The 11264-nt window shown below is 59.4% G+C and carries 11 protein-coding genes; 6 read left to right on the top strand and 5 right to left on the bottom strand.

What is annotated here, in order from left to right; genetic code table 11:
* Positions 1-261: 261 nt before the first annotated feature.
* Entirely contained in the window at positions 262-1206 is a 945-nt protein-coding gene (locus tag AWB69_RS23220; protein WP_062089142.1) for a helix-turn-helix domain-containing protein, read from the bottom strand.
* Between the two features lie 137 nt (positions 1207-1343).
* On the opposite strand from AWB69_RS23220, the gene AWB69_RS23215 reads away from it, so the two are divergent.
* Complete coding sequence (locus AWB69_RS23215) at positions 1344-2591, top strand: DUF1479 domain-containing protein (RefSeq protein WP_062089168.1); 1248 nt, start codon at positions 1344-1346, stop codon at positions 2589-2591.
* Positions 2592-2604: 13 nt separating this feature from the next.
* Here AWB69_RS23215 and AWB69_RS49535 read toward each other — a convergent pair whose 3' ends face one another.
* On the bottom strand, positions 2605-2823 hold the full coding sequence (locus AWB69_RS49535; protein ID WP_231937206.1) for a hypothetical protein: 219 nt from the start codon (positions 2821-2823) through the stop codon (positions 2605-2607).
* Positions 2824-3146: 323 nt separating this feature from the next.
* Complete coding sequence (locus AWB69_RS23205; protein WP_062089139.1) at positions 3147-4022, bottom strand: LysR family transcriptional regulator; 876 nt, start codon at positions 4020-4022, stop codon at positions 3147-3149.
* A 128-nt stretch (positions 4023-4150) separates the two neighbouring features.
* Between AWB69_RS23205 and AWB69_RS23200 the strand changes: the two genes are divergently transcribed.
* The 3 genes from AWB69_RS23200 to AWB69_RS23190 all read left to right on the top strand — a co-directional run bounded on the left by AWB69_RS23200 (position 4151) and on the right by AWB69_RS23190 (position 7443).
* Positions 4151-5017 (top strand): alpha/beta hydrolase, encoded by an 867-nt coding sequence (locus AWB69_RS23200; RefSeq protein ID WP_062089137.1) that lies wholly within the window; start codon positions 4151-4153, stop codon positions 5015-5017.
* Positions 5018-5144: 127 nt separating this feature from the next.
* Positions 5145-6542: an MFS transporter gene (locus AWB69_RS23195; protein ID WP_063977883.1), complete on the top strand. Its 1398-nt coding sequence runs from the start codon at positions 5145-5147 to the stop codon at positions 6540-6542.
* A gap of 79 nt (positions 6543-6621) precedes the next feature.
* Complete coding sequence (locus AWB69_RS23190; RefSeq protein ID WP_062089135.1) at positions 6622-7443, top strand: DUF72 domain-containing protein; 822 nt, start codon at positions 6622-6624, stop codon at positions 7441-7443.
* Positions 7444-7475: 32 nt separating this feature from the next.
* On the opposite strand, the gene AWB69_RS23185 is transcribed toward AWB69_RS23190, so the two are convergent.
* Positions 7476-8357, bottom strand: a complete 882-nt coding sequence (locus AWB69_RS23185) for a LysR family transcriptional regulator (protein WP_062089133.1) — start codon at positions 8355-8357, stop codon at positions 7476-7478.
* Between the two features lie 89 nt (positions 8358-8446).
* Between AWB69_RS23185 and AWB69_RS23180 the strand changes: the two genes are divergently transcribed.
* Positions 8447-8965: a PACE efflux transporter gene (locus AWB69_RS23180; protein ID WP_062089131.1), complete on the top strand. Its 519-nt coding sequence runs from the start codon at positions 8447-8449 to the stop codon at positions 8963-8965.
* Between the two features lie 272 nt (positions 8966-9237).
* Positions 9238-10170, top strand: coding sequence for a glycoside hydrolase family 6 protein (locus AWB69_RS23175; protein ID WP_062089129.1), 933 nt, complete (start codon positions 9238-9240; stop codon positions 10168-10170).
* Between the two features lie 191 nt (positions 10171-10361).
* Here AWB69_RS23175 and AWB69_RS23170 read toward each other — a convergent pair whose 3' ends face one another.
* Positions 10362-11228: an intradiol ring-cleavage dioxygenase gene (locus AWB69_RS23170; RefSeq protein WP_062089127.1), complete on the bottom strand. Its 867-nt coding sequence runs from the start codon at positions 11226-11228 to the stop codon at positions 10362-10364.
* Positions 11229-11264 lie beyond the last annotated feature (36 nt).

The following is an 11264-nucleotide window of genomic DNA, read 5'->3' as shown; positions in this document are numbered from 1 at the left end:
TTAGGTACTTAGGTACTTAGGTACTTAGGTACTTAGGTACTTAGGTACTTAGGTACTTAGGTACTTAGGTACTTAGGTACTTAGGTACTTAGGTACTTAGGTACTTAGGTACTTAGGCACTTGGTACTTGAGCACTTGGTACTTGAGCACTTGGTACTTGAGCACTTGGTACTTGAGCACTTGGTACTTGAGCACTTGGTACTTGAGCACTTGGTACTTGAGCACTTGGTACTTGAGCACTTGGTACTTGAGCACTTGATCCTACGGACGTACCCCTTTCCGTTGCAGCGATGGAGAGCGCTCGGTTAGCCGCGCAGTATCGTCGTCATCAGGAACGCCGGCCTCGGCAAACTCCCGGCGATAAGCCGCGGGCGTCGTTTCCTTCACGGTCTTGAACTGCCGGTTGAAGTTGGAAACATTGGCAAACCCGGACTTTGCCGCAATGACGGAAACAGGCAACGACGTGTCACGCAGCATCCGGCAAGCATGGCCGATCCTCACACGCGTCATGTACTGGCCTACGCTTTCGCCAATGTGCTGGGCGAAGTAGCGCGCAAGCGAACGTTCCGAAAGGCTCGCCGCCTCACACAGTTCCGATAGCCGCAAAGGCTCTGCGAAACGTGCTTCGATAAGCGAAAGCACCCGGTTGATGCGTTCGGGCTCATGGCCGGAAGGTCCGCCATCGCGGTCGTTGAAAGCGCCGGGGGACGCGAGCGGTTCGCCCGGTGTCTCGGCGAGCGTGCACAGGATGTCCAGCGTGGCGGCGAGGCGTTCGCGCGCCGCAATCGACAGCAGTTCACCGATCCGCTCGCGCATCGCGCCTCCCGCCTCGGGTTCGAACGCCAGTCCGCAAGCCGCCCTGCGCAGCAACTTGCGCAGCGGTTCATATTCAGGGCAACAATCGGCGAGCCGCCGAGCCCACTCGCCCTCGAACCAGATCACGATCGCCACCTGCGGCAACGACGGTTCAATAGAGCGGTTCGACGCCCACGTATGGGGAAGATCCGGCGGCACCAGCACGAGGTCATCAGACCCGTAGCTGGCGACTGAATCGCCAATGTAGCGCTTCCCGTGACTGTTCATTGTCAGCGTCAGTTCGTATTCCGGGTGGTGATGCCACTCGAAAGGAATGCGGGGAAGCCGCCGGTGATAGACCCGGACGGAACAATTGCCGCCGAACTCGACGTGTTCGTATGCTGGCTTCATGGCTGAAGATTCATGGCTACGGATTCATGGCTACGGATTCATGGCTGAACAAGCAAAGTAGTTGTCTGAATAGTATCACCACGAAGAACGTGCGCGGCATATGCTCCGGGCATGCCAACACTCGGATGGAGACAAGCATGGCTGCACTGATCATTGACGATCTACCCGCTGCGATTCGCCAGGCCAAACGGGAGCTGCGCGAGCAATTGCCCAATTATCGAGAGGTATTCGCCGACGTCGAACAAGCGATCATTGCCGAGGCAAAACTCATTACCAGGCAACGCAATCGCGGCGAAGCCGTCATCCCCGAGATTCAGTTTTCCGACATCGCGGAACATCGCGTCACGGCCGCACAAGTCGAACTCATCAAGGCGCGAGGAGCGTGCGTGATTCGCCAGGTGTTCGACCCCGCGCTGGTGGGAAGCTGGGACCGGGACATTGCGAACTACGTCGAACGCAATGACCTGGGCACACGCCTGCAAAACCGCGCGGAAGACAAATACTTTGGTCAGCTGGCATCCAGCAAGCCGCAGATCTATGGAATCTATTGGTCAAAGCCGCAGGTGCTTGCCCGCCAGGCGCCCTCTCTCACCGCCGCGCGGATTTTCCTGAACCGCTTGTGGCGCAGCGAGAGCGAAGGACGTGTGCACTTCGATCCTGAACGCGTTCCTGCCTATGCCGACCGTCTGCGCCGCAGGCCGCCGGGGTCCGAGTCGCTCGGCCTCTCCGCTCATTGCGACGGGGGCTCGGTTGAGCGCTGGATAGAGAGTAATTTCCGCAAGGTGTACCGGCATGTCTTCGATGGCGACTGGCGTCAATATGATCCGTTCGACGCTGCGTTCCGGCCGGATGTCCGGGAGATTGCATCGCCGGCGGTATGCTCGATGTTCCGCACTTTCCAGGGCTGGACGGCGCTGACGCCTCAGGGCCCGGGCGACGGCACCCTGCAACTCGTGCCAATCGCAAACGCAATGGCGTACATCCTGTTGCGCGCGCTTCAGGACGATGTAGCCGACGACGACCTCTGCGGCGCCATGCCAGGACGCGCATTGTCGATCAAGCCGGAATATCACGCGCCCTTGTTCGACGCGCTCTCGTCAATCCCGAAGATGCAAGCCGGCGACACCGTGTTCTGGCACAGCGACGTGATTCACGCAGTCGAGGACACGCATCGCGGTCAGGGCTACAGCAACGTGATGTACATCTCGTCGGCACCGGCATGTGCCAAGAACGACGACTACCTGAAACGCCAGTTGCCGAGTTTTCTGGAAGGCAGAAGTCCGCCCGACTTTCCGGCTGACCATTTCGAAGTCGACTTCGCCGGACGAGCCACATCGGACGATTTGACTGCGCTAGGCAAGTCACAACTTGGCTTTGATCTGTAGACGCCTGTGAACCTCAAACCAATAGCGAAATGATTCCTCCAATGGTGAGTCCCGCAGCAATCCATCTGCCCGCCGTGTAGAACTCGTTACGGTCCTGTTGCGGCAGGTCGGGACGCTCGAGTCCAAGCGTCCCATACGCAAGCGACTTCACCGCCGATACATTCGCTGCCGAACCCTCGCCACTGCTTGCATCCTGACTGGCCATTGCAGCACCTTCGGGCGAAATCGTCACGGCTGAATCCTGTGTCGCGGCATCCGCCGGTTTGGTCGCTTGCGTTGCTGGGGTTGTTGCGATCGTTTGTGTCGTTTGTGTTGCCTGCGCCGGGTCGGCGTTGTCTTTCGATACAGACCGTTGGTCAGCCCCGGCACTCGAAGTCGACATAGTCCGCTCCGAAGCTGGCGACGACGCAGCACTGCTTATCTGCATGGCAACTTCCCTCATCCTCTTGCCGGTCTTGGTCGGCCTCTCCAGCTTATCGACTGAAGCGGCCGGATCTTTAGCGCCGGTAAGGATAGGTAAGACCGGGGCAATGCATCGACGAAATCCAGGGTGGCTTAAGCCAATGTCTGCAGCAGCTTCTGCCGCACTACCGCCGTAATCTCGAGCTGGCGGCCATTTTCAAGCATGCCGATTACCCGCTTGAGCGAACCGTAGGGAAGTTGTAGTGCAATCAGCGAATGGTCGCGTGTCCATGCCACATGCTTAAGCAAAGGCACGATGGAAATTCCCACGTTTTGCCGGACCAGGTCGATGATTGCGGCTACCGAATTGACCTCGAGAACCTCCTTGGGTTTTATCCGCATGCGCCGCAAGGTCTGCTCGACCTTCGCCCCTGTTGGCGACGTCCGGTCGAAGCGAATGAACGGATGACTCTTGAGCAAGGACCCGACGTCTGCCTGTGCCGTCGCAACCCGCGTGCTTGCGATCAGCATCAAGGGCTCTTCGTAAAGTGGCGTCCATTGAAGATTGACCGGCATCTCGTACGGTATCTGCACGGTAAGCGCGGCGTCTATCCTGGACGCCGTGACCTGCTCCGCCAGCTCTCCGCTATGACCGAGAACCAGCCGGACATCAAGCGCCGGATACTGCGCTTTCAGGCTAACCACATTCTCCGACAGAAAGCCCATTGCCGAGACTATCGCGCCCACGGTGATGCTGCCTGCAATGTCGTGTCCGGTATCCGCGTCAGCCAGCATTGCCTCATACGCCGCGACCAGTTTGCGCGCCTGGGGGATAAGCGCCCGAGCAGCGGGGGTCAGCGTAATGACTCGCCCCGATCGGGAGAACAGCGGCCTTCGGAACTCCTCCTCCAACGCGCGCATCTGCTGTCCGACCGCTGCCTGGGTCAATGCAACGCGACCCGCGGCGGCGGCGAACGAGCCGTATTTTTCAACCGCAAGGAACGTGCGCAAAAACCGGATAGTGCTCATGGGAATAGCGTGCCGAGGTTGCGAGACTAAAGATTTAGTTTAGTTTGCGTAAATATAAATCAGTTAGTTTTTTTGAATGACCAACTGCACAATTGTACGGTGAACCATTCCACTACAAGGCTGCAGACATGTCTCGGGCAACCCCCTCTCCGTCCATGGACGAAACCGCCGAGCGCGGACAGGCGTATTACGAACTTGGTTCGACAACCGTGTTTTCCAGTCGCAACGACCCACGTTTCGCTTACACGTTGTACGTGCCGGAAACCATCCGCGAGTCGGGCAATAACGTTGAGCTCGTGGTGGTCATGCACGGGACGGGGCGTCAGTTCGCTCACTACCGCGATGCGTTCTCGGAGTTCGGCCGCTGGAACAACTGCATTGTCCTATGCCCGCTATTTCCGGTCGGCGTGCGCGGTGACGGCAACCGGGACGGTTTCAAACATCTGATGGAAGGCGACATTCGCTATGACCGTGTGCTGCTCGATATGGTCGACGAGATCAGCGAGCGCTATGGCAAGCGTTTCGACCAGTTCGCATTGTTCGGCTTTTCCGGCGGCGGACAGTTTGCTAACCGTTTCGCCTACCTGCACCCGGAAAAGCTCTGGGCCGTGTCGATTGGTGCACCCGGCTCGGTGACCCTGCTCGATGTCAACCGCGACTGGTGGATCGGCTTGCGGGGTTTCGAGCAACAGTTCGGCAAGGCGTTCGACCTCGACGTGTTGCGCCGCGTGCCGGTTCACATGGTGGTCGGCAAAGCGGATCTGGAAACGTGGGAGATCACGCATCGGGAAGGTGGCCGTCACAACATGCCGGGCGCGAACGACGCCGGCGCTACCCGTCCGGAACGTCTCAGGACGCTCAAGGCGACGTTCGAAGCAGCGGGGGTCAGCGTCGAGCTGGATGAACTGGATAACGTTCCACACAACGGCATGATGGCCGTGAGCGCGGTTCAGCATTTCCTTGCCGGCGTGCTGCGCGAGCGCCGCTCCAGCTAGTTCAAAAGCATAAGCTCGCGAATCCGCGAGGCTCTCTCGCCCGGCGCGCGTTCGCGTCCCGGGCCGGCGGTGCATATCGCGCTTATTTGCCCGCTCTTCAGCGGCAACGCGCAGGAGGAGATGACATATGAATCCGGCAGAACACGAAGGCGCATCAACGCCCACTGCGCCTGACCGGCGGCAGGTCCGCCGCACACTGGTCGCCTCGGTGATCGGCAGTGGCTTCGAGTGGTTCGACTTCACGGCGTATGTGTATTTCTCGAAGATCATCGCAGAGGTGTTCTTCTCCGTCGGAAGCAGCGTAGTGTCCATGTCGCTCGCTCTCGCCACGTTCGCCGTTGGCTTTCTGGTCCGGCCGCTTGGCGGGGTTCTGCTCGGCATCTATGCGGATCGCGTTGGCCGTACTCGCGCACTTTCGTTGGTTATGCTGATGATGTGCGCCGGCACGCTGATACTGGGCCTCGCTCCCGGGTACGCGACCCTGGGCGTCGCGGCTCCGCTGCTCGTTCTGCTGGCACGGCTGATCCAGGGACTGGCGATCGGCGGGCAGTTCAGCCTTTCGTCGGTGGTTGTAGTGGAAAGCGCGCCGCCCGGCAAGAAGATGTTCTACGGCAGCTTCAACATGTCCTCGCAGGCGCTTGCCATCTTGCTGGCGTCAGGATGCAGCTATCTGCTGATCAATAATCTCTCGACGAACTCGCTGACGAGCTGGGGCTGGCGCGTGCCGTTCCTGATTGGCGCACTCATCGGACCGCTGGGGTTTTACATCCGGCATAACATTGCCGAGTCGCCGGAGTTCGAGGCGTTGCGCAAGCAAGTCCGCGCTGGTGCTACGCGCGCTTTCCGGCTGCGCGACTTCGTGCGTGAACAAGGCGATGCGGCCTTATGTGCGATGGGCGTGATGATCATAGGCACCGCGTCCAATTATTTGTGGAACGCGTATTTGCCCGTGTATGTGGAACATCAACTGCATCTCCCGCTCAAGTCGGCTTTGCTTGGAACGTTCATTGGCGGGGTCATCAACTTCCTGCTGTTTCCCTTGTCAGGGAAACTCGCCGATAAATTCGGCGCCTACCGGCTTTTCTATCCGCTGGTGATCACCTGGTTGCTGTGCACGTTCCCTTTATTCTGGTTCATCGTCTCTGCGCCATCGCTCACGCGTCTTTTGATCGCGCAGATTATTGCGTCCCTTTTCCAGGTTGCGATAGCGGGTCCGCATCCCGGCATGCTGTCGGCGATCTTCCCGGCGAAGGCGCGTTCGACTGGCGTGGCGCTGTCGTATAACCTCGCGGTGACCTTGTTTGGCGGCATGGCGCCGTTGACTGTCTCAACACTGACGCAGGCGACCGGCAGCCACTATGTGCCCGCTTTCTATGTGGTCTTTGCGGCGCTGGTTTCGCTCGCGCTCGTGGCGTTCACGCGTACCGGACAGTCTGCGTTGGCTAACGACCGCGCTAGCAGGCAGCCATTTTCTGCCACGCAGCATGCCCCCGCCACCGACCTTCAATCTTCTTCCGATAGCTGAGCCTCACGCCCGGCATCGCACGCCTGGTTCCAATTCGCTACACTTGAGCGCATCGAGTGCACCGGGAGGAATCTCATTCATGGCAACCCGAAAGACGGCGGGCAAGGCTGGGCAGATCAGGATCGGCATCGGCGGCTGGACCTTCGAGCCGTGGCGCGGCATGTTCTATCCGCAAGGGCTCGTGCAAAAGCGCGAGCTCGAATACGCGAGCCGCAAGCTGACCACCATCGAGATCAACGGCACGTTCTACGGCTCGCAGAAACCGGCCACGTTTGCGAAGTGGCACGACGAAACGCCGGATGACTTTGTCTTCTCCCTAAAGGCGCCGCGGTTCTCAACGCACAGGCGGGTGCTTGCAGAGGCCGGCGAATCCGTCGAACGCTTCCTCGCCAGCGGCGTGCTCGAATTGAAGAACAAGCTCGGCCCGATCAATTGGCAATTCCCTCCGACCAAACAATTCGACGCAGACGACGTCGAAGCCTTCCTTAATCTTCTGCCACATAAGGTCGATGGCTGCGAAATCAGGCATGCGCTCGAAGTTCGACATGAGAGTTTTCGCGACGAGGCGTTTGTTGCCCTCGCCCGCAAGCATGGTGTTGCCATCGTGATGGCGGGTGACTCGAAATATCCACAGATCGCGGATGTAACGGCGAAGTTTGTCTATGCGCGGATCATGGGGACGACCGAACAGTTCGCGCATGGCTATGACGACGACACGCTGGATCTATGGACCAGGCGCGCCCGCGACTGGGCGTCCGGCGGCACACCGAAGGGACTTGAAACGCTTGGCAAACCAGCGCCGGCGACCACGTCCCGAGACGTCTATTTGTATGTGATCAGCGGCTTCAAGACACACAATCCGGCGGCGGGTATTGCGATGATCGAGCGGCTAAGCGACTAAACGGCAGCAGCGCTTAGCGGATCATTGGGGGGTTAGTTCGAATCGGCTTTTGCACCGAGCGTTGTCAGGGCATCCAGCAGCCAGTTCCCCGCGAGGCCTAGCGAAGCCCCCTTTAAACACAGGGCGTCGACAGCGACCAACCGGGGCCACCCGCGCGCCGATAATTCCTTCAGCGTTTTCGCGCCAAAACGATCCGCGACCCAGCGAGGCAACTCGGTCCATCCAAAGCCCAGCTCCGCCATTTCCAGCAGGAGCAGATAACTGTCGGCAGACCAGACTCGCACGCTTCTCCGATGCTCGCCCGGCTTCACTCCTGTGTTGATCCGCAATTCACGGTGCTTGGCGAGCTTCTCCATCGTCAGGTCCGGAAGGCCGCTTAAAGGATGTCCCTTGGCGACGAACAGCGCCAGCTCCGACGACTCCGCCAGCCTGATCGAGCGGACATCCGGAGGATAGACGGCTTGGGCCGCCACTACCCCCAGTTCCGCGCGGCGCTCCTGCACCAGCGAGACCACGTCTTCGTCCTCCTTGACCAGGCACTCGAGTTCGACCGTGGGAAAGCGCTTTTCGAATGCAACGAGCAACTTCTCGTAATGAGGGGGCTGATACGTGTTGGAGATCGCCAGGCTCAGGCTCGGCTCCAACCCCGCGCTTAGCCGCGCCGCGGCCTGTACCAGACGATCATGTGCTTCAAGCGTCTCTCGAGCATTGGCAAGCAACGCCTCCCCGTGCGCTGTAAGACGAGGTTTTCGGGTAGACCGGTCAAAGAGTTCGACGGCCAGGTCAATCTCCATGTCCGCGATGATCGTGCTGACGGTTGATTGACTGCGTCCCAGCTTTCTCGCGGCCGCCGAGAAGGAACCCGCAGCAGCGGCCTCCGAAAACACAATCAATGCGTCGATAGAAGCAACCATGATCTATCTGATTTTCCGATAGTAAGCAATTTGAAATAGTAGGCGCGACCCCTGAAAATGGCAACCATCCATTCACAAGTGAGGTCGAGATGGCCACGCCACGCAGCTTATATGAACGCATTTTCCAGGTACTTCTCTTCGAAGGACTTGCCATCAGTATTTTTGCCCCCGTCCTGTCATGGGTCGTCGACAAGCCATTGGGCGACGCCACGGCCCTGACCGTTGCAATTTCGATCACCGCCATGCTGTGGGGTCTCGCATTCAACTCTTTCTTCGGCGTCCTTATTTCTTGTGCATCGAGCGGGGTTCAGAAATGGCAGCGTGTGATTCACGCCCTGGGTTTCGAAACGGGTCTGGTCCTGGTAGCGGTTCCCTTGTCCGCATGGTGGCTGCAAATGACGTTGGTTCAGGCGCTCCTCATGGATCTCGGGCTGCTGCTCGTTTTCCTTCCGTACACGTTCTGTTTTTACTGGGCGTACGACATGCTGAGACAACGTCTGGTTAAAGCGCGGCCTAGGCCGAATGCTTCAGAGCCGCGTAAGCCGTCAGTCAACAGCCGCTCGTCGCAATACACTCCTGCCAGAGCGGTAAAAACCAGCGGGTCGTAACCGCGGACGTCGCCGGTGTAGGGCCTTGCGGCCGATCGCCGCCAGAGGTTGCTTTCATACGCCACTGTACTGCCACGCGACCGGGTTACTGTTTCGGGACAGGGCATGGCTTCACCCAAGATAATGGGATTTTCACGGAGACGCGGTATTGCCCGGCAGTTATGGCACGCTTGTCATTATCGACGTGTAAGGTCTCTTCAACTCCTTAGCGGTAAGCTTCCGTCAAGCAAAGACATACGCGGCTGGATCCTCCTTGGGAGCCGAACCGAAATATGCGCATCAAACACGCTCTTGTTATCGCCGCCCCGGTCTTTCTGGGTGTTACGCAAGCGTATGCCGGTGCCGGGTTTTATGTCGATCCCGACTCGAGTCCCGCATTGTGGGTGCGAACCCATCAAGCGGATCCGCGTGCGCCTCGCATTGCGGAATCAATTGCCAGCGTGCCAATGGCGCGCTGGTTCGGCAATTGGAGCGGCGACGTTCACAGGGCGGTCAAACGCTTCGTCGACCGGGCGGATGCCGCGCACCAGGAACCCATTCTGGTCGCCTACAACATCCCCAATCGCGACTGCGGAGGGGCGTCGGCGGGAGGTCTGGCCGACGCCTCCGTTTATCGCGCCTGGACAGATTCGTTCTCGCGCGGCCTGGGGAACCGCCATGCGGTCGTCATCGTAGAACCGGATTCGACCGCTCAACTGGACTGCTTCAAGACCGACGCCGAGCGCGAAGAGCGGCTCGGCCTGCTGCGTTATGCCGTGTCGCGCTTTCGCCAGAACGCACCGGCCGCAGACGTGTATCTCGACGGCGGCAACGCACACTGGATTCCCGCGGCTGTAATGGCCGCCAGGCTCAATGCGGCCGGTTTGAGCGAGGCAAAAGGTTTTGCGCTGAACGTATCCAATTTCTATACGACGCAGGAATCCGCGGATTATGCAAACTCCGTGAATGCCGCTCTGGCGGGGCAATTCGGCTATAGCAAACCATTCGTTGTCGATGCAAGCCGTAACGGCAAAGGTTCAGATGGCCAGTGGTGCAATCCGCCCGGCAGGATGATTGGCGCGCGCACGACCGGCGCGACGGGCGCCATGTTGCCGGTATGGATCAAGGTCCCGGGCAATTCCGACGGACCCTGCGGGTCAGCGCCCGCAACACCCGCCGGAGCGTTCAGCCCGGAACTCGCGGTTCGTCTTATCGACGGTGACTGAAGGGCAAGGACGTACCGCTTTCCCGCCGCTAGCCACTTATACGAAGACCAGGGACCAATGCGTGGAGTCCCCGCGAGGTAACCATCGCCCACGGCAACAGGTACGCTTTTGGCGCCTACGGTGGCATCGCCGCAAGCGAACACACCCTTAGCCGTAGATGACTTTAAAGAGAACCTGGCTCCGTAGGCAGGTCACCCACGAAACGCACCGGGCGAGCGCCGCGCCGGGGACGGCTTGGCGTCCGGATCGACAACCGCGACAATCTGAGCACGCAAGCCGTTCGCCACTGCGGAGTGATCGAATGCCCGCACGCGTGCGATTGATTTGGCGCCTTGCTGATCGACGAATACGCCGTCATCGGACAGGGTTGTACGCTGAATCCGATGATCGCGATAAGGCCGGTTCCGCATCAGCTCGACAGTCAGCTCCTCGGGGAAGAAAATCTGCCCGATATGCGAGACATGCTCGCCACTGAGCGACTTGTCGCCGGCATTCCCCGCAACCCGCACCTTGAAGTGAATGTGATTGGTCCGCCCTGGATAAAAGCCGGGGAAAATCGTTTGGAAAACGACGTTCCCTTGAGCGTCCGCACGTTGCACGCCTCTCAGGAAAGTCAGCCGATCACTCGGTCGGCCTGGCGGCGGAGGCGGCGGTTCGCCATGACGGTCGCCGGCCCCGGGAGGAGGCTCGAAATTCGGGGCGCCCGGAGGTAGACCCTGCGGTAACGCACTCTGCTTGGTGAATCCCGAATAGATGCCAAGTGCATCGCACTGCCAGACATCGATGATCGCGTTCGCAAGCGGCGAACAACGGCGCTCATCAACAATTGCTATGTTCAGAAGAAGAGGAATGCCCGGGCGCCCCTCGGTAATGTCGGACCTTAGCAAGGCGTCTTCAATGTAGTAGGGGCCGACCTCCTGCTCTGCACTTAGCCGGCATAAGGCGCTGTTGCTTGTGTTTTCGGCCGCTTGCGCGCTAGCCGGAAATCTTAGTGCGGCTCCGAGCGCGAGGGTGGTGGAAATGAATTGACGACGGGCAATGCGGGTCTTGCTAACCATCTGGCTCACTTTTGATTGACATGAATGACGCGTCCT

Origin of the sequence: Caballeronia udeis, from assembly GCF_001544555.2 — a bacterium.
Lineage (GTDB): Bacteria > Pseudomonadota > Gammaproteobacteria > Burkholderiales > Burkholderiaceae > Caballeronia > Caballeronia udeis.
Note: the sequence above shows the minus strand (reverse complement) of the source record. Positions and strands in the feature narration are given on the sequence as shown.